Origin of the sequence: Amycolatopsis nigrescens CSC17Ta-90 (genome assembly GCF_000384315.1) — a bacterium.
In the GTDB taxonomy this organism is placed as follows: Bacteria; Actinomycetota; Actinomycetes; order Mycobacteriales; family Pseudonocardiaceae; genus Amycolatopsis; species Amycolatopsis nigrescens.
In genome coordinates, this window is sequence record NZ_ARVW01000001.1 from 2,508,977 (window position 1) to 2,531,932 (window position 22,956).

A 22,956-nucleotide genomic window follows, 5' to 3' on the forward strand; every position below is an offset into this window, starting at 1 on the left:
TTTGGCTCGTTCTATTGGCCAAACGTCACGTTGGGCGTGTCCCAATCGCGGTTCAGGTGACGGGTTCGGCGAGGCGGGAACGGGCTTCGGGGGCATTGACGCGACGGGCGTCCGCCGACTCGTCGCTGTCCAGGGTCTGCGACTCGCGTTCCGCGGTGACCCTGGCGTTGTACACCTCGACCTCGTGCGCGATGGTCTCCGCCGACCAGCCGAGCACCTCGCCGACCAGCTTGGCCACCTGCTCCGCGCAGTCGGTGCCGCGATGCGGGTACTCGATGGAGATCCTGGTCCGCCTCGCCAGCACGTCCTCCAGGTGCAGCGCGCCTTCGTGGCTGGCCGCGTACACCGCCTCCACCGCCAGGTAGTCCGGCGCGGACTCGATCGGGCGCAGCAGCTCCGGCCGTCCCGCGGCCAGCGCCAGCAGCTCGTGCACCATCGAGCCGTAGCGGTCCAGCAGGTGCCGGACCCGGTACGGGTGCAGCCCGTGCTCGGCGGCCAGATGGTCGGCCTGGTTGACCAGCGCGTGGTAGCCGTCCGCGCCGAGCAGCGGCACTTTGTCCGTGATCGAGGACTGCGACCGTCCCGGCAGATCGACCGCGGCCGCGTCCACCGCGTCCGCGGCCATCACCCGGTAGGTCGTGTACTTGCCGCCGGCGATGGCCACCAGCCCCGGCGCGACCCTGGCCACGGCGTGCTCGCGGGACAGCTTCGAGGTCTCTTCGCTCTCCCCGGCCAGCAACGGGCGCAGCCCGGCGTACACGCCCTCGATGTCGTCGTGCGTGAGCGGGGTGGCCAGCACGGAGTTCACGTGCTCGAGCAGGTAGTCGATGTCGTGCTTGGTGGCCGCGGGATGGGCCAGGTCCAGGTTCCAGTCGGTGTCCGTGGTGCCGACGATCCAGTGGTTGCGCCACGGGATGACGAAGAGCACCGACTTCTCGGTGCGCAGGATCATCCCGGCCTCCGACACGATCCGGTCGCGCGGGACCACGATGTGCACGCCCTTGCTGGCGCGCACCCGGAACCGGCCGCGGCTGCCGGAAAGGTGCTGCAGATCGTCGGTCCACACCCCGGTGCAGTTGATCACCGCGTTGGCCTGGATCTCGGTCTCCCTGCCGTCCTCGACGTCACGCACCCGCACCCCGGAGATCCGGTCCGCCTCCCGCAGGAAACCGACCACCTGGGTGGAGGTGCGCACCACGGCGCCGTAGTGCGCGGCGGTCCGCGCCACGGTCATCGTGTGCCTGGCGTCGTCGGACTGCGCGTCGTAGTACCGGATCCCGCCGACCAGCGCGTTCCGCTTCAGCGCCGGCACCATGCGCAGCGCGCCGGCCCTGGTCAGGTGCTTCTGGCCGGGCACCGAACGCGCCCCGCCCATGCTGTCGTAGAGGAACAACCCGGCCGCGGTGTACGGCCGCTCCCACACCCGGTGGGTCAGCGGGTACAGGAAGGCGACCGGCTTGACCAGGTGCGGCGCCAGCCGGGTGAGCATCAGCTCCCGTTCCCGCAGCGCCTCGCGGACCAGCCCGAACTCGAGCTGCTCCAGGTATCGAAGCCCGCCGTGGAAGAGCTTGCTGGAGCGGCTGGACGTTCCCGACGCCAGGTCGCGCGCCTCCACCAGCGCGACCCGCAGTCCGCGCGTGGCCGCGTCCAGCGCGGTGCCGGCGCCGACCACACCGCCACCGATGACGACGAGGTCGAAGGTCTCCTTGCCGAGCCGCTGCCAGGAGTTCTCCCGGCTGACCGGGCCGAGCTCTGCCGGACCGGCCTGTACTTCGCGCTGTGACTCGGCCACTGACGTTCCTCCCTAGCTCTCGGACGTCCCCAGCATCGCATGCTTCGCCATCCGCGCATCTCCACGCCGCAAGACGTGTGGCACAACGCTCCCCCGGCGCGAAAAATTGCGGCAGCCGGTCGCTGGAATGATCACTGATCAGTGGGTACCGTTCCCCCAATCGTGGGTCGGCAATGGCGCCGGTGCTAGCAGTAGTCGACCCTGCGCAAGGTGTGTTTCGAACGGCGGAGGACGACTATATGGACGCGGGCTCGATTTTCCTTTGGGAGTTGCTCGGCACGGCGGTGCTGATCCTGCTCGGTAACGGGGTGGTGGCCAACCACGTACTCCGCAAGAACAACGGAAACGGCGGCGGCCCGCTGTTCGTCAACATCGGCTGGGGTTTCGCGGTGTTCGCCGGCGCGAGCATCGCCGACCCGAGCGGGGCGCATCTCAACCCCGCGGTCACGCTCGGCCTCGCCGTCGCCGGCAAGACCCCGTGGAACACCGTGCCGGTGTACATGGCGGCACAGATGATCGGCGCCATGCTCGGCGCGATCCTGTGCTGGGCGGCGTACAAGCTCCAGTTCGACGACCACCCGGCGCGGGAGGAAACGCTCGGCGTCTTCTCCACCGCACCGCAGATCCCGAACAAGGCGTGGAACCTGGTCACCGAGATCATCGGCACCTTCGTGCTGGTCGCGTGGATCCTGTTCAGCCCGGTCGCGCAGGCGGACAAGGACGGCATCCCGCAGTTCGGCAACGGCGCGCTCGGCTACGCGGGGGTCGCCTTCGTCGTGCTGGTGATCGGCACCTCGGTCGGCGGACCGACCGGCTACGCCATCAACCCGGCCCGTGACCTCGGCCCGCGGCTGGCCTATGCGTTCATGCTGCCGATCAAGCGCAAGGCGAACCCGAACTGGGGCTACTCCTGGATCCCGGTGCTCGGCCCGCTCGTCGGCGGCGCGCTGGCCGCGCTGCTGTACCTCGTCTACCCGACCGCCTGAGCCAACTGTAAGGAGCGCAATGACCTACGTCGCCGCGATCGACCAGGGAACCACGTCCACCCGAACCATGATCTTCGATCACTCCGGCCGGGTGGTCGCCGTGGACCAGCGGGAGCACGAGCAGATCTTCCCGCAGGCGGGCTGGGTGGAGCACAACGCGGAGGAGATCTGGTCGAACACCAGGGCGGTCGCCGCCGGCGCGATGGCCAAGGCGGACCTGACGCCGGGCGACATCGTCGCGGTGGGCATCACCAACCAGCGTGAGACCACCCTGGTCTGGGACCGCAAGACCGGCAAGCCGGTGTACAACGCGATCGTCTGGCAGGACACCAGGACCGACAAGATCGTGGCCGAGCTCGGCGCGCTCGGCGGCGGGCAGGAGCGCTACCGCGAGAAGACCGGGCTACCGCTGGCCACCTACTTCTCCGGCCCCAAGATCAAATGGATTCTGGACAATGTGGACGGTGTCCGGCAGCGCGCCGAAGCGGGCGACCTGCTGTTCGGCAATATGGACACCTGGGTGCTCTGGAACATGACCGGCGGCACCGACGGCGGGGTACACGTCACCGACCCGACGAACGCGTCGCGCACCCTGCTGATGGACCTGGACACGCTGTCCTGGGACGAGGGCATCGCCGCCGACATGGGCATCCCGCTGTCCATGCTGCCGGAGATCCGCTCGTCCTCCGAGGAGTACGGCAAGGTCCGCGCGAAGGGCGCGTTCGCCGGGGTGCCGATCGCCGGCATCCTCGGCGACCAGCAGGCGGCCACCTTCGGCCAGGCCTGCCTGTCCCCCGGCGAGGCCAAGAACACCTACGGCACCGGCAACTTCGTGCTGCTGAACACCGGCACCGAGAAGGTCCTTTCGCAGAACGGCCTGCTCACCACGGTCTGCTACAAGATCGGCTCCAACGACACCATCTACGCGCTGGAAGGTTCCATCGCGGTCACCGGCTCGCTGGTGCAGTGGCTGCGGGACAACCTCGGCCTGATCGGTTCCGCGGCCGAGATCGAAGAGCACGCCCGTGGCGTGTCGGACAACGGCGGCACCTACTTCGTGCCGGCGTTCTCCGGCCTGTTCGCCCCGTACTGGCGCTCCGACGCCCGCGGCGCGATCGTCGGGCTGACCCGGTTCGTGAACAAGGGGCACATCTCGCGTGCCGTGCTGGAGGCCACCGCCTTCCAGTCGCGTGAGGTGATCGACGCGATGAACGCCGACTCCGGGGTGCCGCTGAAGTCGCTCAAGGTGGACGGCGGCATGGTGGTGAACGAGCTGCTGATGCAGTTCCAGGCGGACATCCTCGGCGTGCCGGTGATCCGGCCGGTGGTCAACGAGACCACCGCGCTCGGCGCCGCCTACGCGGCCGGGCTCGCGGTCGGCTTCTGGGCGAGCGAAGACGACATCCGCAACAACTGGGCCAAGGACAAGCAGTGGGACCCGTCGATGGACGAGTCCCGCCGCGAATCCGAGTACCGCGCCTGGAAGAAGGCCGTCACCAAGACCTTCGACTGGGTGGAATCCGACTGAGCTACCGGGAAGGCCGCCGGAATGCACCCGGCGGCCTTCCCCGCTCAGGCCAGAGCCGCGTAAACGATGATGTTGTCCCGATAACTGCGCACGGTCCGGTCGAAACCGCCGCCGCAGGTGATCAGCCGCAATTCCGGTGCAGCGGTGTCGCCGTACACCGCGTCCGTGGGGAATTCGTCCTTGTCCACCTGTTCCACCCGCCGCACCACGAAGTCCACGCTGGATCCGTCCTTTCTGGACACCCGCACCGCGTCACCCGGCGCCATTTCCTTGAGCCGGTAGAAAATCCCCGGCTGCTTGTCCCCGTCGACATGACCGAGAATGACCGCGGGCCCGGTTTCGCCCGGCGCCGGACCGTAGGAGTACCAGCCTGCCTGCATCGGCTGGGTCACCGGCGGCACCTCGATCGTGTTGTCCGGATTGAGCCCGAGCGGCACCAGGGTGGAATGCGCGCCGATCTTGGGCACGTCCACCGCGGCCGGTTCCGGACGCTCCGCCGGAGTGGGCACGGCGGCGGGCGGGTCCACTCGCGGCGGCGCCGCGGGTGCTGTGTCGGAGCCGCCGGAACCTCCGGAACCACAGCCCGCCAACGAAACCAGGCCGAGCAGCAGGACCGCCGCGAGCGTGCGCCCGTGGCGGCCCGCTGTTCGCGGACTAGTCACCCAACGCTCCACCGCCGGTTTCCGGCGCACCTGAGGGCACCTTCGCCACCTGCTTCCCCGGCGAGGACACCGGTGGCGCGGGCGGCGCCGGTGACTCCGTGCCGAGCACGGTGAACGTGGCGTGGCCTTCTTTGGGCAGGGAGCCCATCACGTGGCAGAACAGCGTGACGTCGTAGCGGCCCGGTTTGACATTCTTCACCACGCCCTTCGCCACCCCTTGGGAAACGTCCGAATCGAAGTCGATCGCGGCGGAGGTCCCGCGCGGTGGATGACAGCCGGACGCGACCACCTTCGTGCCCGGCTTTCCCTGCGCCGGGGTCACGGTGATCGGAATCGGTACCGGGATCGGCATCGGGTCGCTCGGCTTGGTCGTTTCGGTCGGCTTGGTCGGTGTTGTCGTTTCGGTGGCGGCGAACGCCGTGACCGGCGTCAGCGCCATTATCAGGCAGCAGGCGGCTGCCAAACTCCGATAGCTCATCGCACACCCCATTCTTCCGCATTCGACAGCGGAATTCGGATCAGCGAGAATCGGCCGCCGGAGAATTCCCCGGCGGTTCACCAGCAAGACGCACGCGGCCTTCGCAGGGTTGCCAGGCCGGACTTTCTCAGCGCGCGGTGCCGCCGCCACCGGCGGATACCGCGCCGTCCGGCACCTTCCGCACCTGCCGCTCGACGGTGAAAGTCACCGTGTGGTCCTGGCCGTTGCAGGACATCGTCAGCGGATACGAACCCGGTGCCGTGCCCGCGACCAATTCGGCGGTCGCACTGACGTTGCCCGGCGCGCTCGCGAACGGCTCGAAGGTGTAGTCGCTGAATCGCAGCACCGGCGAGGAGAACCGGGTCGAATCGGGTGCTGTCAGCGTGCCCGCGGCCGGTGCCAGGCAGCCGCCGAGCGCGACGTTGACGTCGTCGAAGCTGTACTTGTTCACCAGCCCGGTGGCCGCCGCGGTGTCCTGGTTGAGCTGGACGCTGCCGGCCCAGTCCGGGGTCTCCGGCTGCTGCGCGGACCCGGCCACGGCGGGACCGGCCAGCACCCCGAGGAGAACGGCGAAGGCGAGGGCGAGCTTGCGGTACATGGTCAGTCCAGGTCGTCGTGGCGCATCAGCTGGCGGCCCGCCTCGGTGATCGAACCGGACAGCGATGGGTACACCGAGAAGGTCAGCGCCAGATGTTCCACGGTCAGCTGGTTCTGCACGGCGAGCGCGATCGGCAGGACGAGTTCGCTGGCGTTCGGCGAGACCACCACACCACCGACCACCACACCGGTGGCAGGGCGGCAGAACAGCTTCACGAACCCGCGGCGCAGGCCCTCCATCTTCGCCCTGGCGTTGGTGGCCAGCGGCAGCATGATGGTGCGGGCCGGCACCTCACCGGAGTCGATGGCCTGCTGGCTGATCCCGACGGTGGCGATCTCCGGATGGGTGAACACGTTCGCCGCGACCGTCTTCAGCTTGATCGGCGCGACGCCCTCGCCCAGCGCGTGCCACATCGCGATCCGGCCCTGCATGCTGGCCACCGAGGCGAGCATCAGCACGCCGGTGCAGTCACCGGCCGCGTAGATGCCGGACACCGTGGTGCGCGAAACCCGGTCCACGGTGAGAAAGCCGCCCGGCCCCGGCTCGATGCCGACCTTCTCCAGGCCGATGCCGGTGGTGTTCGGGATCGAACCGACGGTCATCAGCGCGTGGCTGGCCTCGATCACCCTGCCGTCGGTGAGATGCACCTCCACCCCGTCCGCGGTGCGCTCCACCTTGTCCGCGCGGGCGTGCTTGGCGACCGTGGTGCCGCGCTGGGAGAAGACCTCCTCCAGCACCGCGGCGGCGTCCGCGTCCTCGTGCGGCAGCACCCGGTCGCGGCTGGAGACCACGGTGACCTTCACGCCCATCTCGGTGTAGGCCGAAGCGAACTCCGCGCCGGTCACCCCCGAACCGATCACCACCAGGTGCTCCGGCAGCTCGGGCAGGTCGTAGAGCTGGCGCCAGTCCAGGATGCGCTCGCCGTCGGGCACCGCGCCGGGCAGCACGCGGGGCGTCGCCCCGGTGGCGATCAGCACCACATCCGCGTCCAGCACGCTGGTCTGACCGTCCGGCGCCCGGACCGCCACCTTGTGCGTGGCCAGGCCGGGCTCGTCGTCGCAGAAGCGGGCTTCACCGGCCACCACGTGCACGCCTTCGCGCTGCACCCTGGCCCTGATGTCCGCGGACTGCGCGAGCGCGAGGCCCTTCACCCTGCCGTGCACCGTGCGCAGGTCGAGCCTGGTGTCACCCATGTCGGTGCTGATGCCGAGCTCGCCGAGACCGTGCATGTTGGCCAGCGCGCCGGACGAAGCGATGAAGGTCTTGGAGGGCACGCAGTCGTAGAGCACGCACGCGCCGCCGAGGCCGTCGCGCTCCACCACCGTGACGTCGGCGCCGTGCTGGGCGGCGACCAGTGCGGCCTCGTAACCGGCTGGGCCGCCGCCCATGATCACGATCCTGGTCACCTTTGGTCCTCCTTCATGCTGGTCCGGGCCGCCGCCCACGTTACTTGGATGGGGTTTCGCGGCCACCGGGGGCCGGACACGATCGAGCAGGTTCCCGGCCGACACACCCCATGCGTCCTATCGGGTGAGGATGAGGTCGCTAGGCTGTCGGCGTGCCGTTGTATGCCGCGTATGGGTCCAACATGGAACCCGCCCAGATGATGGAGCGAGCCCCGCACTCGCCGATGGCCGGCACCGGCTGGCTGGAAGGCTGGCGGCTGACCTTCGGCGGCGAGGACATCGGCTGGGAAGGCGCGCTGGCGACCATCGTCGAGGACCCCGGCTCGCGGGTGTTCGTGGTGCTCTACGACGTCACCCCGCTCGACGAGGCCGGCCTCGACCGCTGGGAAGGCGGCGAGCTCGGCGTGCACAACAAGATCCGGCTGCGCGTGCAGACCATGGACGGCTCCGTGCTCGCCTGGCTCTACGTACTCGATGCCTACGAAGGCGGCCTGCCCTCGGCCCGCTACCTCGGCGTCCTCGCCGACGCCGCCGAAGCCGCCGCCGCCCCCGCCGATTACGTCGAAGCCCTCCGCACCCGCCCCTGCCGCGGCATCTCCCCCTAACCCCGCGAGTCCCACCTTCACGCCCCGCGAGTTCCACATTCGTTCCCGGCGAGTTCCACATTCGTTCAAGCCGCCAGTCCCCGTCGACGAAAAGCCGCGGTGACAGCCGCGACCATCCGAGCCGGTTCCTTCAGTTCCGCCGCGCCGACCCGAATGACGATCCAGCCACGCTTGCGCAAGTCGGCGTCGCGGGACTCGTCCCGCAACTCACGCCCTTCATGCGCTTCGTAGCCGTCGTATTCGAGAGCGACCCGTATTTCCGGCCAGGCGAAGTCGAGGCGATAGAGCTCTGTACCGGATAGATCGAGCACTTGGTACTGCTGAGCCGGAACCGGCAGACCGCCGTCCACCAGGGCCAGCAGCGTCCAGCTCTCCCGCGGCGACTCCGCCAAGCCGGTCGCCAAGTCCAGCAGCGCCCTCGCCTGCCGGCGGCCACGGGGGTCCGGCCTCGTCTGAATGCGCTCTTCAGTCCAGGCACGGAAATCGGCCCTGGCGTGCTCCGGCAACAGACCGAGCAACTGATCTGCCACGGCGAGCCCTGCCCTTCTGCTGTCGCGGCTCAGTACCTCGGCCAGCGCCAGATCCATCGCGGTAGCCCGAAGGCCGTCCAAAACCACCACATCCTGCTCCGCGAGAGTGCCGTAGTGCACCACGATGCCGGGGCGGGCACGGAGTTTGCGGTGATAGGGCAGCAAAACGTGCACGGGCGCGGAGTCGGCAGTGGAACATCCGAACATGGCCAAAGCGGTGTGCCCGCTCAGCGCCGCCTCCGGACCGGCGTACAACAGGGACGCGGCTGCCCGTGTGCGTAACTCTGTGGATCGCCGCGGATCCACAAGGACATTTCGGGAAAAAGGCGTTAGCCGCCGGTCGGTGACGGCGGCTTCCAGTGCGACGCGGCCTAGCAAAGAGCCCAGCTCAGAGCGTAGGTAGGCGCCGTGCAGGCCATCCGGTAATGACACCATGCATGCACTCTGTCGCCAGCAGTGAGCAACGGGGGGCAAGCCCGCGAATCTGTGGACAACTCGAGCGCCTGTGGATAACTCGGTGGATCGGGCGGCCTTCGAGTTGACAAGTTCGAATGGTCGACTCGCCGGGCTTGAGTGTGGAACTCGCGCGCCCCGAGCGTGGGACTCGGGGTGCGCGAGGGTGGGACTCGCGGGTTAGGCGAGGGCGGCTAGGGCGATGTGGACCATGGCGCGGGTGCCGACCAGGAGGGCGCGCTCGTCGAGTTCGAAGGACGGGCGGTGGATGTCGCGCTGGGGGCCTTCGCCGGGCCAGACGCCGAGGCGCGCGAAGGCGCCGGGCACGTGCTCCAGGTACCAGCCGAAGTCCTCGCCGCCGGAGGACTGCTCGGTGCTGGTCAGCGCGTCGTCGCCGAGGGCGGCTTCGACGCCGGCGCGCAGCACCGCCGTGCTCTCCTGGTCGCTGACCACGGGCGGCACGCCGCGCCGGTAGTCCAGCGAGAAGCCGACCCCGGTCGGCGCCAGCAGGGACTCCACGGACGACGCCACCAGCGGCTCCAGCTGGCTCCACACCTCGTGGTCGGCAGTGCGCAGCGTGCCCCGCAGCACACCGTCCTGCGGCACCGCGTTGGCAGCCTCACCGGCGTGCACGGCACCCCACACCAGCACGGTGCCCGAACGCGGGTCGACCCGTCGGGACAGCAGCGCCGGCAACGACGTGATCACCGTGCCCAGCGCGTGCACCAGGTCCGCGGTCAGGTGCGGCCGCGACGTGTGCCCGCCCGGCGACGTGAGCCGCAGTTCGATCAGGTCGGCGGCCGAGGTCAGCGCGCCGATCCGGGTGCCGACCTTGCCGACCTCGACCCGCGGGTCGCAGTGCAGGCCGAAGATCCGGTCCACGCCTTCGAGGCCGCCGGCCGCGATGGCGTCCAGCGCACCGCCCGGCATGACCTCCTCGGCGGGCTGGAAGATCAGCCGGATCCGGCCGGGCAGCTCGGGCGCGGAGGCCAGCGCCATCGCCGCGCCGAGCAGGATCGAAGTGTGCGCGTCGTGCCCGCAGGCGTGCGCGACACCGTCCACAGTGGACGAGAACGGCAGGCCGGTGGCCTCGGTGAGCGGCAGCGCGTCCAGGTCGGCCCGCAACGCCACGCAGGCGGGCCCGCTGCCGATGTCGCAGATCAGGCCGGTGCCGCTGGGCAGCACGGACGGCTTCAGCCCGGCCGAGCGCAGGATCCCGGCGACCAGCTCGGTGGTGCCGTACTCGCGGCGGGAAAGTTCGGGGTGGGCGTGGATGTGCCGGCGCCACGCGACCACGTCCGCCGCGTTCGCGCGCAGCCATTCGTCCAGCCAGAATGGCCCGCGACCTGCACCGATGTCCCGCACACGTGCCATGCTGACGCCGCTGGGGGTGATCAGCGCCTCGGACCCCCCGATCGAGGCGCCGGGCCTGCCATCGGGATCACCTGGGGTCTCCGGCCGTGAGTCGAGCACGGTCACGCCGCACCTCCGTCCACAACGGGGGCGGCCACGTTGCTCCGCACGTGACGGGCCTGACGTTGGGTAGTGATTGTCGTACGCATTTGCAGACAATCGTGCCCCATGCAAGAGGCAAACGGGTAGAGCTCCCCTCAAGCGGAGACGGCCGGTAGTGGATCTGCGCTGAACGGCCGGACGAGTTCAGTCTCGCTGTAGCCGGTTCGGCGGCCCGGCCCGGTGGGCGTACCCGTCCCGGTTAGGAGGCCTTCTTACCCTTGCGCACCTTGCGTCCCCACAGCACGAGCAGCAGCAACACCGCGGCACTCACGCCGACGATGATCTTGTTCCTGGTCTCCTCGCTGTCCGCCCGCTGGCTCTCGGCCGGGTCGATCGTCGGGCCGGGGACCGGCGTCTGGTCCTGCGCGAGCACCGGTGCGACCGCGGCCGCGACCGGCTGCCGCACCTCAGCCGCCGGTTGCGCCACGGCGGCCGGCGCGCCCAGCACCACCAGCAGGCCGAGCACCAGCGCCAGCACCGAGGCGCGCGTTTTCGCTACCACCCTGACTCCCTCCGCACGACGGGCACATTGTCCCGCCCCTGGCCTGCCGCGTCATCCGCCAGTCGGCGAATGCCCACCACCGAATGCTCGCAGAATGCGTTCGGCACCCAGCGTGGCGGTCAGCTCACCGGCCCGCACGGCCCGCTCCACCTCGGGCACTAACTCACGCACGTCGGGATGCCCGGCCAGCCTGGTCAGCAGCTGCTCCCGGACCATCGACCAGGTCCAGTCGACCTGCTGCTGCCGCCGTTTCGCGACCAGCCCGCCGGTGGACTCCAGCGCGGACCGGTGCCGCTCGATCTGCTGCCACACGGTGCCCAGCCCGAGGTCGTGCAACGCGCTGCAGGTCAGCACGGGCGGGGTCCAGTCCGCGTCCGGGCCGTAGATCATCCGCAGCGCTCCGGAAAGCTCCCGCGCCGCCCGTTTCGCGTCCCGCTCGTGCTCGCCGTCGGCCTTGTTCACCGCGATCACGTCGGCCAGCTCCAGCACGCCCTTCTTGATGCCCTGCAACTGGTCGCCGGTGCGAGCGAGGGTGAGGAACAGGAAGCAGTCGACCATGTTCGCCACGGTCACCTCGGACTGCCCGACGCCGACCGTTTCCACCAGCACGATGTCGTAGCCGGCGGCCTCCATCAGCACGATCGTCTCGCGGGTCGCCCTGGCCACCCCGCCGAGCGTGCCCGAGGTCGGCGACGGCCGGATGAACGCGGCCGGATCGACCGCGAGCCTGGCCATCCTGGTCTTGTCGCCGAGGATGCTGCCGCCGGTGCGGGTGGACGACGGGTCCACCGCGAGCACCGCCACCCGGTGCCCGGCCGTGGTCAGGTCGGTGCCGAGCTGGTCGATGAAAGTCGACTTGCCGACTCCGGGCACGCCGGTGATGCCGACTCGCTGCGCGCCGCCGGCCTGCGGCAGCAGCTCCACCAGCAGCTCCTGCGCCTGCTCGCGGTGATCGGCACGGCTGGACTCGACCAGCGTGATGGCCCTGGACAGGATGCCGCGATCGCCCGCGAGCACACCCTTGGCGTAGTCCGCGACCTCGAGTTTCCGCGCCATCGGGGCCATCGGGCTCAGTGCCGCGCGGCGAGCTGAGCCAGCAGGTCGATCGCGGCGTCCGCGATCACCGTGCCCGGCCCGAAGATGGCCGCCGCACCCGCCTTGCGCAGCTCGTCGTAGTCCTGCGGCGGAATGACCCCGCCGACCACCACCATGATGTCGGCCCGGTCCAGCGCGGCCAGTTCCTCGCGCAGCGCGGGCACCAGCGACAGGTGCCCGGCGGCCAGCGAGGACACCCCGACCACGTGCACGTCCGCCTCCACGGCCTGCCTGGCGACCTCGGCGGGGGTGGAGAACAGCGGGCCGACGTCCACGTCGAAGCCGATGTCGGCGAACGCGGTGGCGATCACCTTCTGCCCGCGGTCGTGCCCGTCCTGCCCCATCTTGGCGACCAGGATGCGCGGGCGGCGGCCTTCCTCCACGGCGAACGCCTCGACCTGCTCGCGCGCCTGTTCCACGTTCTGGGACTTGCCGACCTCGTCGCGGTACACCCCGGAGATGGTACGAATCTGGCCGGAGTGCCGCCCCCAGATCCGTTCCAGCGCGTCGGAGATCTCGCCGACGGTGGCCTTGGCGCGGGCCGCGTCGATGGCCAGCGCGAGCAGGTTGCCGTCCGCCTCGGCGCCCGCGGTCAGCCGCCGCAGCGCGTCCTCGGTGGCGGCGGAGTCGCGCTCTTCCCGCAGCCGCCGCAGTTTCTCCAGCTGCTGCGCGCGCACCCCGGCGTTGTCCACCTTGAGCACGTCGATGTCCTCGTCCTCGCTGAGCTGGTACTTGTTCACCCCGATCACCGGCTGACGGCCGGAGTCGATCCGCGCCTGGGTGCGCGCGGCGGCCTCCTCGATGCGCAGCTTCGGGATGCCGGCGTCGATCGCGCGGGCCATCCCGCCAGCCGACTCGACCTCGCTGATGTGCGCCCACGCCCGGCGCGCCAGGTCGTAGGTGAGCTTCTCCACGAACGCGCTGCCGCCCCACGGGTCGATCACCCGCGAGGTACCGGATTCCTGCTGCAGCAGCAGTTGCGTGTTGCGCGCGATCCGCGCGGAGAAGTCGGTCGGCAGCGCGAGCGCCTCGTCGAGTGCGTTGGTGTGCAGCGACTGGGTGTGCCCCTGGGTGGCCGCCATCGCCTCGACGCAGGTGCGCACCACGTTGTTGTAGACGTCCTGCGCGGTCAGCGACCAGCCCGAGGTCTGGCAGTGCGTGCGCAGCGAAAGCGACTTGGTGGATTTCGGCTCGAACTGCTTGACCAGCTTCGCCCACAGCAGCCGGGCCGCGCGCATCTTCGCGACCTCCATGAAGAAGTTCATCCCGATCGCCCAGAAGAAGGAGAGCCGGGGCGCGAACTTGTCGATGTCCAGCCCACCGTCCATGCCGGCCCGGATGTACTCCACGCCGTCGGCGAGGGTGTAGGCCAGTTCGAGGTCGGCGGTCGCGCCGGCCTCCTGCATGTGGTAACCGGAGATGGAGATCGAGTTGTACCGCGGCATGTGCTGCGACGTGAACGAGAAGATGTCCGAGATGATCCGCATCGACGGCTGCGGCGGGTAGATGTAGGTGTTGCGGACCATGAACTCCTTGAGGATGTCGTTCTGGATGGTCCCGGCGAGCTTGTCCGGCGTGACGCCCTGCTCCTCCGCCGCCACCACGTAGAGCGCCAGCACCGGCAGCACGGCGCCGTTCATGGTCATCGACACGCTCATCTTGTCCAGCGGGATGCCGTCGAAGAGCTGGCGCATGTCGTAGATCGAGTCGATCGCCACGCCCGCCATGCCGACGTCGCCGGCGACGCGCGGGTGGTCGGAGTCGTAACCGCGGTGGGTGGCCAGGTCGAAGGCCACCGAAAGGCCCTTCTGCCCGGCCGCGAGGTTGCGCCGGTAGAACGCGTTGGACTCCTCGGCGGTGGAGAACCCGGCGTACTGGCGGATCGTCCACGGCTGGTTCACATACATCGTCGGGTACGGCCCGCGCAGGTACGGCGCGATCCCGGGGTAGGTGCCCAGGAAGTCCACTCCGGACAGATCATCCGCGGTGTACACCGGTTTGACGCCGATTCCCTCCGGGGTCTCCCAGACCAGCGCGTCGGCGCCCTTGCCGGTGCTCGCGTGCAGCGCCTCGGCCCAGTCGGCATGGCCGGTCGGTTCCGGGGTGCCGAGTTCGACGCCGGTGAAGTCGGGGATGCTCACTGCGAAACTCCCAGCTTTTCGAGGGTGCCGGTCAGTACCTCCAGCGCGTCGCAACCGGCGTGGAGGAAGCCGGTGACGTCCGCGTACTCGTCGGTCCGCTTGCCGGCGAGCAGCACCGCGGTGGCGCCCGCCTCCTTGAGCGCGGTGGCCACCTCGCCCGCTTTCTCCGCGTACGCCTTGTCGTTGCCGCAGATGCAGGCGACCGTCGCACCGCTTTCCTTGAACGCGGCCACAGTGTCCTCGGTGTACTCGGTCGCACCAGGATTGACCGGCTCGATGCCACCGGCCTGGAACAGGTTCGCGGCGAACCCGGCCCGCGCGGTGTGCGCGGCGACCGGGCCGAGGGTGGCCAGGAAGACCCGCGGGCGCTCGCCGTGTGCGCGAAGGTGTGCGTCCGAACGGTCCCGCAGTGCCTCGTAAGCCTGCGCGTACCGCACCCGCGGCAGCCCGACACCATCCACAGTGGACGGCAAGGGCCTGCGTTCCACGGTTTTCTCCGCCAGGTTCGGAAACTCGCTGACCCCGGTGATCGGGTCCTTCCTGGTGGCCAGCCGCTTCGACCTGGCCGCCCAGGTCCCGGCCAGCCGGTCGGCAAGGAAACCCGAGTCCAAAGCGGACTCGATCCCGCCGTTGCGCTCGATCTCGGTGAACTCGGACCAGGCGGCCTCGGCGAGGGAGCCGGACAGGTTCTCCACGTACCAGGAGCCGCCGGCCGGATCGATCACCCCGGCCAGTTTGGACTCCTCCTGCAGGATCGCCTGGGTGTTGCGGGCGATCCGCCGGGAGAACGCGTCCGGCAGGCCGATCGCGGCGTCGAAGGGCAGCACGGTGACCGCCTCCGCGCCGCCGATCCCGGCCGCGAAGCAGGCGACCGTGCCGCGCAGCATGTTCACCCAAGGGTCGCGCTGGGTGAGCATCGCCGCGGAGGTCACCGCGTGCTGGCGCATCCCGCGCGCGGCGGCGCCCACACCGGACACTTCGGTCACCCTGGCCCACAACCGGCGCGCGGCGCGCAACTTGGCGATGGTGAGGAACTGGTCCGCACTGGCCGCGTACCGGAACTCGAGCTGCGCGGCGGCGGCGTCCACGCTCAGCCCGGCGGCGGTGAGCGCCCGCAGGTAGGCGACGCCGGCCGCGATGGCGGCGCCGAGCTCCTGCGCGTCCGAACCGCCGGCGTCGTGGAAGGGCGTGCCGTCCACCACGATCGTGCGCAGCTGCGGGTACGTCCCGGCGATCCGGGCAGCCAGCTCCGCGGCCTGGCCGGGGTCGTGCGCCCGGCCGGTGCGGGCGCGCAGGCCGATCGGGTCGGCACCGAGGTTGCCGGGTATCTCACTGGCCGGGACGTCCCGCTCGGCGAACAGCTCGAGCAGCGCCTCCGCGGCGGCCGGGTAGTCGGCGCCGGCGTCCAGCACGACCGGGGCCAGCTCGACGTAGACCCCGTTCAGCGCGTCCGCGAGGGAGTCCACCGGCAGCGCCTCGCCGCCGACGCGCAGCCAGAGCGACTGCACCCCGCCTTCGAGGTCGGCGAGGATCGCCTTGTTCGCCGCCGCCGGGTCGGTTTCGGCGTGCAGCGCGCGGATGTCCCAGCCGGTGCGCACCGCGCCCTCCGGCCTGGCCCCGCGGACGAACGGCGGCAGCCCGGGAAAACCGGCTGGCGGTGCGGCGTCCTCGGCGGTGTAGAGCGGCTGGATCTCGATCCCGTCGTAGGTCCGGCTCGTCAGCAGCGACTCCGGCGCGCCGTCGAAGTCCTCGGCCAGCGCGCCGGTCTTGCGCAGCACGCCCACGACCAGCTCCTGCCAGTCGGCCCGGTCCGGCGTGCCGAACTCGGCGGCCAGCGTCAGCTCGGCCGGCTCCTCGTGCACCACCGAGTCCGGCGAGCCCGGCACAGACGACTTCGTCCCAGCCTTTGTCATACCTAGTCATGTTAGGGCTAGCACCTCGAGCCGCACTGTGAGGCTAATCGCCATTAACAAACTTGACCCGCACCGGTGCGTGCCGGGGCCGCGTCCGCCATCCGCCAGAATGGGGGCCGTGTCGACCGAGAGTGAAGAGCCACGGCTGATCGCCGGTCGCTACCGCCTGCGCTCGGTGCTCGGCTCCGGAGCGATGGGGACGGTGTGGGCCGCCTACGACGAGTTCCTGCAGCGGCCGGTCGCGGTCAAGGAGGTCCGGCTGCCGCCGGGCGTGCTCGCCGCGCAGGTCGAGGAGCTGCGGGAACGCACCCTGCGCGAGGCGAGGGCGATCGCAGTGCTCTCGCATCCGAACGTGATCACCCTGCACGACGTCGCCAAGGAGAACGACGAACCGTTCGTGGTGATGGAGCTGCTGCCTTCGCGCAGCCTCGCCGCCCTGCTGCGCGACCACGGGCCGCTGAACACCGAGCAGGCCGCGGCGGTCGGCGACGCGGTGGCGGGCGCGCTGGAAGCCGCCCACGAAGCCGGCATCACGCACCGTGACGTCAAACCGGGCAACGTGCTGGTCAGCAGCGACGGCCGGATCAAGCTCACCGACTTCGGCATCTCGCGCAGCGTCTCCGAAGTGACCATGACCCGCACCGGGATGATGCTGGGCTCCCCCGCCTACATCTCGCCCGAGGTGGCCTCCGGCGGCACCGTCACCCCGGCCGCGGACCTGTGGGGCCTCGGCACCACCCTGTTCACCGCGGTGCGGGGCACCCCGCCCTACGACGCGGACGGCGACCCGCTGGAGACCGTCGGCCTGGTGGTGCACGGCGACGTGCCCAAACCGCCGCCGGGACCGCTCGCCCCGCTGATCGAAAAGCTGATGGCGAAGGAGCCGCTCGACCGGATCAGCCTGCGCGAGGTCCGCCGTCTGCTGCGCCCGATGCTGGCCGCCGCCCCGCACGCGCTGTTCGAGGCCGAGCGGTTTGTGGCCAAGGACAACCCGGTGAGATCCCGGCCGGACGCCACGGTCACCCAGGTCATCCCGGCCGCCAGGCCCGCCGAGCACCGGGCGGGCGGCAGTGGCGGGCTCGCCGCCGATCCTGGCCCGCTGCCGTTCGCGAAACCCGCGCGGCCGGGCACGCCGGGACGCGGCCCGCTGGCCGGCACCACGCTCGCCGTGGTGGCGGTGCTGCTGTTCGTGCTCGCGGCGGTGGGTGGCTTCGCGGCGTCCAGGCGGCTGGGCGCCCAGCCGATCACCCCGCCGGAACCGGTGGCACGGCAGCCCGCGGTGAGCGCGCAGCAGACCCCGCTGGAGATGCGCATCGGGGACGCGACGAACCTGCGCGGCGCCAAGGGCGGCTTCTTCCGGGTGCAGGTGCCGCGCGACTGGGCCAAGTTCGTCACCCAGCAGACCGGTGAGGGCCTGCCGCCGAGCACGCTGGTCCAGTTCGTCTCCCCGGACGGCAGGCAGGTGCTCAACATCGAGCGGTTCGCCGAGTACTTCCCCGGCCGCGGCGTCGACCAGTACCTCAAGGCGCTGGAGCTGCCCTGGTCGCGCGGCAACTTCGTGCGGGTCAGCTCCGAACCGCTGGACGACGGTGAGGAGGGCGCGGCGATCACCTACCGGACGGTGGAGCAGGCCGGGACCGAACGCCCGTCTTCGGCCGGCTCGTCGACGGTCGGCCGGACCACCTTCACCGAGGCGGTCCGGCGGAACACCAACCTGTGGGCGGTGAGCATGACGGTGCCAACCGAGAGCGAGGACATCAGCCGGGCCACCCTGTTCGACCGGATCGTGCCCACCTTCAGCACCACCGACTGACCGGCATCCGCGCAGCTCAGCCCTCGTGAGCGAAAAGTGTTGCCGGAACAACACTTTTCACTCACGACCGTTGACCAGGGGAAACGCCGGGTGCAATACGCTCGGGCCCATGAGTGAGATCGATATCGCCGGTGCCGCCGCGAACACCATCGCCGAGCGCACCGGAGTGGCCAAGCACGACGTCGCGGTGGTCCTCGGCTCCGGCTGGCGGCCCGCCGCGGACGTGATCGGGGAGGCCGAGGCGGAGATCCCGCTCGGCGAGCTGCCCGGGTTCGAACGGCCGGGGGCGGTCGGCCACGGCGGCACCGCGCGTTCGGTGCTGGTGGGCGACCGGCGGGCGCTGGTGCTGCTCGGCCGCACCCACCTGTACGAGGGCAAGGGCATCGAGCCGGTGGTGCACAACGTGCGCACCGCGGCCGCCGCCGGCGCGAAGACCGTGCTGCTCACCAACGCCGCGGGCGGGCTGCGCGAAGGGTTCGAGGTCGGCCAGCCGGTGCTGATCTCCGACCACCTCAACCTGACCGCCCGCTCGCCGATCGTCGGTGCGAACTTCGTCGACCTGGTCGACCTGTACTCGAGCAGGCTGCGCGGCCTGGCCCGCGAGATCGACCCGAGCCTGGCCGAGGGTGTCTACGCGGGACTGACCGGCCCGCATTTCGAGACCCCGGCGGAGATCCGGATGCTGCGCACGATGGGCGCGGACCTGGTCGGCATGTCGACCGTGCTGGAGGCCATCGCGGCCCGCGCGGCCGGGATCGAGGTGTTCGGCCTGTCGCTGGTGACCAACCTGGCCGCCGGCATGACCGGAGAGCACCTCAACCACGAAGAGGTGCTCGAAGCCGGTCGTGCGGCGGCCACCCGGATGGGCACCCTGCTGCGCGAGATCGTGCTCCGCGCCTGATCAGCAGTCGTGAGTGAAAAGTGTTGCCGGAACAACACTTTTCACTCACGAGGCCGCTAGGGCGGGGAGCTGCTCGGCGACTTCGGCGGGAGTGGGCATCGCGGCGACTTCGTCGGCGAAGCGGCGTGCGGCGGCGAGCACCGGCTCGTCGGTGAGCAGCCGCTTCGCCTTGGCGGCCACCGCTTCGGCGGTCTGCTCCGCCCCGACCAGTTGGTCGCCCGCGCCGGCCGCCACCACCGCGGCGGCGTTTTCGAACTGGTCGGCGCCCTGCGGCAGAAAGAGCTGGGGTACGCCGACGCCGAACGAGCCGAGCGTGGTGCCGCTGCCGCCGTGGTGCACCACCAGATCGGCGTGCGGCAGCAGTTCACCTTGCGGCACCCAGCTTTCCACCCGCACCCCGGGCGGCATCGTGCCCAGCGCGGCCCCCTGCAGGCTCGGCCCGGCCGCCACCAGCACGTCCACGTCCAGGGTGGCCAGGCCGGCGATGGCCGCGCGCAGCACCTCGGCGACCCCGAAAGCGGTGCCCAGCGTCAGGTAGACCAGCGGGCGGTCGCGTTCGTCCCGGCGCACCCCGGCTGGCAGCTCGCCGGGCGGGTTGAACGGCACCGGCCGCAGCGGCATCCGGTTCGGCGCGCCCACCGTCTCCGGTTCCTGGAACGACGGCGGGCAGATGTCGAGGGTCGGCGCGCCGGGACCGAGGTCGCCATCGGCCAGCGCGATGCCGAGCTCGGCCGCGCACCTGCGCAGCCCGGCCCCGACGAGCTCGCCGAACTCGGCGGTCATCTCCCGGCCGAAACCGTGGCGCACCACGGGAATCCCGGCATCGATCGCGGCGAGGCCGGCACCGGGGTTGCCGACCTCGGCGACCACGAGGTCCGGTTTCCGCTCGGCCAGCACCGGTCGCAGGTCGACCGCGAAGGAACGCGGCAGGAGCACGCCGAAGATCTCGAGCAGTGCCCGCTGCAGTTCTTCGCCTTCCAGCGAGTCCGCGCGGTCGGCCTGGCCCATCACCTCCAAGCGTGCTTCTTCGAAACTCTTGCCCGCGGCGATCGCTTCGAAGCCGAGGTCGCGCAGGGTCGGATGGAATTCGGCGCCGGTCGCGAACATGATGTCGTGGCCCGCCGCGCGGGCGGCGATCGCGAGCGGCAGCAGGGGGTAGGTGTGGCCGTGGCCGGGCAGGCTGGAGAACAGGATGCGCACGAGATCCAAGGTAGCCAGTTTCGCGCCGGCCCGCCGGTAGGGTGGTCGGGTGAACGGACCCAAGCTGACGACCGACCTGCGGGACCGGGCTTTCCGGTGGATCGCCGACGACGTGGACACCGAATCCCGCAACGAGCTGCAGGCCGTTCTCGCCCGCGCGATGGGCGGCGCGCCTGGCGCGGTGGAGGAACTGGCCGAGCGGATGGCCGGGCCGCTCGAGTTCGGCACCGCCGGCCTGCGCGGCCCGGTGCGCGCCGGGCCGAACGGGATGAACACCGCGGTCGTCGTCCGGACCACCGCGGGAGTCGCGGACTGGCTTGCCCAGCACGGAAAGTCCGGTCTGGTGGTGATCGGCCGCGACGCGCGGCACGGTTCCGAGGCGTTCGCCACGGCCGCCGCCGAAGTGCTCACCGCCGCCGGTTTCGACACCCGGGTGCTGCCGGGCCCGTTGCCCACTCCGCTGCTGGCCTTCGCCGTGAGGCAGCTCGGTGCGGTGGCGGGCATCCAGGTCACCGCGTCGCACAACCCGCCCGCGGACAACGGTTACAAGCTCTACGACGACACCGGTGCGCAGATCGTGCCGCCGTCGGACGGCGAGATCGAGCGCGCGATCGCGGCCGAGCCGGGGGCGGTCAGCGTGCCGCGCGCACCCGGCGCTTCGACGCTGGGCGACGAGCTGCTGGACGCCTACCTGGCCAAGACCGCCGAGCTGCCAAGGGGTTCCGCGCGGGAGCTGCGAATCGCCGCGACCGCCCTGCACGGCGTCGGCGCCGACGTGTTGCGCCAGGCGCTGGCCCGCGCCGGGTTCACCGACCTGCACCTGGTGGCCGAGCAGTCCGCGCCGGATCCGGACTTCCCGACCGTTTCCTTCCCGAACCCGGAGGAACCGGGCGCCACCGACTTGCTGCTCGCACTGGCCGAGCGGGTGGACGCCGATCTGGCGATCGCGCTGGACCCGGACGCGGACCGGTGCGCGCTCGGCGTCCGCGACACCGGCGGCGCCTGGCGGATGCTGCGCGGCGACGAGACCGGCGCACTGCTCGGCGAGCACATTCTGTCCACAGTAGATACTTCAGACACTTCAGACACTTCGGGCACCTCGGATCCGCTGGTGGCCACCACGATTGTCTCCTCGTCCATGCTCGGCCGGATCGCCGAGGCGCACGGCGCGCGGTACGCGGAGACGCTCACCGGCTTCAAGTGGCTGGTGCGCGCCGGGGACGGGCTGGTGTTCGCCTACGAGGAAGCGCTCGGGCTGTGCGTGAACCCGGGTTTCGTGCGGGACAAGGACGGTATCGCCGCCGCGGTGCTGGCCTGCGACCTGGCCGCGACCTCGAAGCAGCAGGGCCGGACCTTGCCCGAACTGCTGGACGAGCTGGCGACGCGACACGGAGTCCACCTGACCGATCAGGTTTCGTTGCGTGTCACAGATTTGAGTGTGCGTGCCACTTTGATGGCCGGACTGCGAGCCGACCCGCCGTCGAAGCTGGCCGGGGTCGAGGTGTCCACTGAGGACCTGCTGCCCGACGCGGACGTGCTGCGACTGCGCGGCGAAGGCGTGCGCGTGGTGATCCGCCCGTCCGGCACCGAACCGAAGCTGAAGAGCTACCTCGAGGTCACCGAACCCGTGGCCGACGACCTGGCGGACGCCCGCACCCGCGCCACCGAACGCCTCGCCGCCCTGCGCGGCGATATCCACACCCTGCTCGCCCCCTAGGTTGCGGCAGCGGAGTGGCCAGGGCAGGCTCGCCGGACGTGGCCACTTTGCTGATCGTGCATCACACGCCGTCGCCGTCCATGCAGGCGATGTTCGAGGCCGTCGTCGCCGGCGCGACCACCGACGAGATCGAAGGCGTCGACGTCATCCGCCGCCCCGCCCTCGCCGCCACCGCCTCGGACGCACTCGAAGCCGACGGCTACCTGCTCGGCACCCCCGCCAACCTCGGCATGATGAGCGGAGCGCTGAAGGTCTTCTTCGACCTGGCTTACTACCCCTGCCTGGACGCCACCCGCGGCCGCCCGTTCGGCCTGTACATCCACGGCAACAACGACACCACCGGCGCGGTGCGCGGCATCGAGTCGGTCACCACCGGGCTCGGCTGGGAGAAGGCCAGCGGCAACGTCTCGGTCACCGGCGAACCGACCAAGGCGGACCTCGAGGCGTGCTGGGAGCTCGGCGCCACCGTGGCCGCCGGGCTGATGCCCTGACCTGCGCACTCGTCCCGGCCTTCGGACACCCCCAGGGCCCGGAGACCGGAACGAGCGGCGGAGCGGCGGAAACGTCCCGCCCACCGTAAACCACTGCATACGGGGACTGTCAACGGTTGCTTACAGGCCGGGCTGAGTTACACTGCGTGTGTGCTGAGGCACTGGTGCCCACCGGGAACCTGGGTGAGGAGGCGAGCGTGGCTCGACAACGAACGTTCGCCGAGAAGCTGAGCACCCTGATCGACACGGTCAGGGCCAACGGCAGCGCACCGCACAGCTATCGCGAGATGTCCTCGGCGATCGAGCGGGCCGGCGGTCCGGCGATGTCCCCGGCCTACATCCAGCAGCTGGCCACCGGGAAACGGATCAACCCGAAAATTCACTATGTGGAAGCGTTGGCGAAACTTTTCGCCGTGCCCGTGGCGTACTTTTTCGATGACGCGGTCACCAGCGCGGTCGACGCCAGCCTGGCCGAACGGAAACCGGAAGCGGCCGGCAGCGATGAGGCGAAGCTGATGGCGATGCGCGCGCAGGAACTGTCCCCCGAAGGAAGACGTCAGGTGATGGACCTGCTCGACCTGGTCGAGCGGTACGAACAGGCCGAGCGAAACCAGACGCCACGGAGCTGAA

The 22,956-nt window shown here is 70.5% G+C and carries 20 protein-coding genes; 8 read left to right on the forward strand and 12 right to left on the reverse strand.

The features are described from left to right. Positions 1–52 precede the first annotated feature (52 nt). Positions 53–1,792, reverse strand: a complete 1,740-nt coding sequence (gene glpD / locus AMYNI_RS0111610) for a glycerol-3-phosphate dehydrogenase (RefSeq protein WP_020668182.1) — start codon at positions 1,790–1,792, stop codon at positions 53–55. Positions 1,793–2,031: 239 nt separating this feature from the next. Between glpD and AMYNI_RS0111615 the strand changes: the two genes are divergently transcribed. Next, positions 2,032–2,778, forward strand: a complete 747-nt coding sequence (locus tag AMYNI_RS0111615) for an MIP/aquaporin family protein (RefSeq protein WP_020668183.1) — start codon at positions 2,032–2,034, stop codon at positions 2,776–2,778. 19 nt (positions 2,779–2,797) lie between these two features. Next, entirely contained in the window at positions 2,798–4,306 is a 1,509-nt protein-coding gene (gene glpK, locus AMYNI_RS0111620) for a glycerol kinase GlpK (RefSeq protein ID WP_020668184.1), read from the forward strand. A 44-nt stretch (positions 4,307–4,350) separates the two neighbouring features. Here the strand turns inward: glpK and AMYNI_RS0111625 are convergent, their stop codons facing one another. From AMYNI_RS0111625 to AMYNI_RS0111640, 4 genes are all read right to left on the reverse strand, one after another. Further along, positions 4,351–4,968 carry a class F sortase gene (locus AMYNI_RS0111625; RefSeq protein WP_169515737.1) on the reverse strand — a complete coding sequence of 206 codons (618 nt, stop codon included), beginning with the start codon at positions 4,966–4,968 and terminating at the stop codon, positions 4,351–4,353. Continuing rightward, positions 4,961–5,446 (reverse strand): hypothetical protein, encoded by a 486-nt coding sequence (locus tag AMYNI_RS0111630; RefSeq protein ID WP_157357328.1) that lies wholly within the window; start codon positions 5,444–5,446, stop codon positions 4,961–4,963. The genes AMYNI_RS0111625 and AMYNI_RS0111630 overlap by 8 nt, the downstream gene beginning before the upstream one ends. A gap of 127 nt (positions 5,447–5,573) precedes the next feature. After that, the gene (locus tag AMYNI_RS0111635) at positions 5,574–6,044 is read right to left on the reverse strand and encodes a hypothetical protein (protein ID WP_020668187.1); all 471 of its coding nucleotides are present in this window, start codon (positions 6,042–6,044) and stop codon (positions 5,574–5,576) included. Positions 6,045–6,046: 2 nt separating this feature from the next. Next, on the reverse strand, positions 6,047–7,450 hold the full coding sequence (locus AMYNI_RS0111640) for an NAD(P)H-quinone dehydrogenase (RefSeq protein ID WP_020668188.1): 1,404 nt from the start codon (positions 7,448–7,450) through the stop codon (positions 6,047–6,049). A 152-nt stretch (positions 7,451–7,602) separates the two neighbouring features. On the opposite strand from AMYNI_RS0111640, the gene AMYNI_RS0111645 reads away from it, so the two are divergent. Further along, positions 7,603–8,055: a gamma-glutamylcyclotransferase gene (locus AMYNI_RS0111645; protein ID WP_084628357.1), complete on the forward strand. Its 453-nt coding sequence runs from the start codon at positions 7,603–7,605 to the stop codon at positions 8,053–8,055. Positions 8,056–8,120: 65 nt separating this feature from the next. Here AMYNI_RS0111645 and AMYNI_RS0111650 read toward each other — a convergent pair whose 3' ends face one another. The 6 genes from AMYNI_RS0111650 to mutA form a co-directional block, all read right to left on the reverse strand. Next, on the reverse strand, positions 8,121–9,020 hold the full coding sequence (locus AMYNI_RS0111650) for an endonuclease domain-containing protein (protein WP_026360325.1): 900 nt from the start codon (positions 9,018–9,020) through the stop codon (positions 8,121–8,123). 198 nt (positions 9,021–9,218) lie between these two features. Next, positions 9,219–10,517 carry a M20 family metallopeptidase gene (locus AMYNI_RS0111655; protein WP_020668191.1) on the reverse strand — a complete coding sequence of 433 codons (1,299 nt, stop codon included), beginning with the start codon at positions 10,515–10,517 and terminating at the stop codon, positions 9,219–9,221. A gap of 235 nt (positions 10,518–10,752) precedes the next feature. Then, complete coding sequence (locus tag AMYNI_RS0111660) at positions 10,753–11,055, reverse strand: hypothetical protein (RefSeq protein WP_026360326.1); 303 nt, start codon at positions 11,053–11,055, stop codon at positions 10,753–10,755. A 51-nt stretch (positions 11,056–11,106) separates the two neighbouring features. After that, positions 11,107–12,111, reverse strand: coding sequence for a methylmalonyl Co-A mutase-associated GTPase MeaB (gene meaB, locus AMYNI_RS0111665; protein WP_026360327.1), 1,005 nt, complete (start codon positions 12,109–12,111; stop codon positions 11,107–11,109). A gap of 14 nt (positions 12,112–12,125) precedes the next feature. Then, positions 12,126–14,291 carry a methylmalonyl-CoA mutase gene (scpA, locus tag AMYNI_RS0111670; protein WP_020668194.1) on the reverse strand — a complete coding sequence of 722 codons (2,166 nt, stop codon included), beginning with the start codon at positions 14,289–14,291 and terminating at the stop codon, positions 12,126–12,128. Then, positions 14,288–16,204 (reverse strand): methylmalonyl-CoA mutase small subunit, encoded by a 1,917-nt coding sequence (mutA, locus tag AMYNI_RS0111675; RefSeq protein WP_040405683.1) that lies wholly within the window; start codon positions 16,202–16,204, stop codon positions 14,288–14,290. Before mutA ends, scpA begins: the two co-directional genes overlap by 4 nt. Before the next feature lie 109 nt (positions 16,205–16,313). Between mutA and AMYNI_RS0111680 the strand changes: the two genes are divergently transcribed. Together AMYNI_RS0111680 and AMYNI_RS0111685 are read left to right on the forward strand one after the other, a co-directional pair. Then, a complete protein-coding gene (locus AMYNI_RS0111680) occupies positions 16,314–18,017 on the forward strand; it encodes a serine/threonine-protein kinase (RefSeq protein WP_020668196.1) in 1,704 nt (567 codons plus the stop codon). A gap of 109 nt (positions 18,018–18,126) precedes the next feature. Beyond that, a complete protein-coding gene (locus tag AMYNI_RS0111685) occupies positions 18,127–18,918 on the forward strand; it encodes a purine-nucleoside phosphorylase (RefSeq protein ID WP_020668197.1) in 792 nt (263 codons plus the stop codon). Positions 18,919–18,963: 45 nt separating this feature from the next. Here AMYNI_RS0111685 and AMYNI_RS0111690 read toward each other — a convergent pair whose 3' ends face one another. After that, positions 18,964–20,118, reverse strand: coding sequence for a glycosyltransferase (locus AMYNI_RS0111690; protein WP_026360329.1), 1,155 nt, complete (start codon positions 20,116–20,118; stop codon positions 18,964–18,966). A gap of 49 nt (positions 20,119–20,167) precedes the next feature. On the opposite strand from AMYNI_RS0111690, the gene AMYNI_RS0111695 reads away from it, so the two are divergent. From AMYNI_RS0111695 to AMYNI_RS0111705, 3 genes are all read left to right on the forward strand, one after another. Next, the gene (locus AMYNI_RS0111695) at positions 20,168–21,835 is read left to right on the forward strand and encodes a phospho-sugar mutase (RefSeq protein ID WP_020668199.1); all 1,668 of its coding nucleotides are present in this window, start codon (positions 20,168–20,170) and stop codon (positions 21,833–21,835) included. 38 nt (positions 21,836–21,873) lie between these two features. Further along, a complete protein-coding gene (locus tag AMYNI_RS0111700; RefSeq protein ID WP_020668200.1) occupies positions 21,874–22,326 on the forward strand; it encodes a flavodoxin family protein in 453 nt (150 codons plus the stop codon). A 197-nt stretch (positions 22,327–22,523) separates the two neighbouring features. Continuing rightward, positions 22,524–22,955, forward strand: coding sequence for a hypothetical protein (locus AMYNI_RS0111705; RefSeq protein ID WP_026360331.1), 432 nt, complete (start codon positions 22,524–22,526; stop codon positions 22,953–22,955). The last annotated feature ends 1 nt before the right edge of the window (position 22,956 follow it).

Bases quoted from the DNA above. Each gene is read 5' to 3' on its own strand.
- AMYNI_RS0111685 (WP_020668197.1), top strand. From the start codon at position 18,127: ATGAGTGAGATCGATATCGCCGGTGCCGCCGCGAACACCATCGCCGAG.
- mutA (WP_040405683.1), bottom strand. From the start codon at position 16,204: ATGACAAAGGCTGGGACGAAGTCGTCTGTGCCGGGCTCGCCGGACTCG.
- AMYNI_RS0111650 (WP_026360325.1), bottom strand. From the start codon at position 9,020: ATGGTGTCATTACCGGATGGCCTGCACGGCGCCTACCTACGCTCTGAG.
- AMYNI_RS0111680 (WP_020668196.1), top strand. From the start codon at position 16,314: ATGGGGGCCGTGTCGACCGAGAGTGAAGAGCCACGGCTGATCGCCGGT.
- AMYNI_RS0111630 (WP_157357328.1), bottom strand. From the start codon at position 5,446: ATGAGCTATCGGAGTTTGGCAGCCGCCTGCTGCCTGATAATGGCGCTG.
- AMYNI_RS0111615 (WP_020668183.1), top strand. From the start codon at position 2,032: ATGGACGCGGGCTCGATTTTCCTTTGGGAGTTGCTCGGCACGGCGGTG.
- AMYNI_RS0111635 (WP_020668187.1), bottom strand. From the start codon at position 6,044: ATGTACCGCAAGCTCGCCCTCGCCTTCGCCGTTCTCCTCGGGGTGCTG.
- meaB (WP_026360327.1), bottom strand. From the start codon at position 12,111: ATGGCGCGGAAACTCGAGGTCGCGGACTACGCCAAGGGTGTGCTCGCG.
- glpK (WP_020668184.1), top strand. From the start codon at position 2,798: ATGACCTACGTCGCCGCGATCGACCAGGGAACCACGTCCACCCGAACC.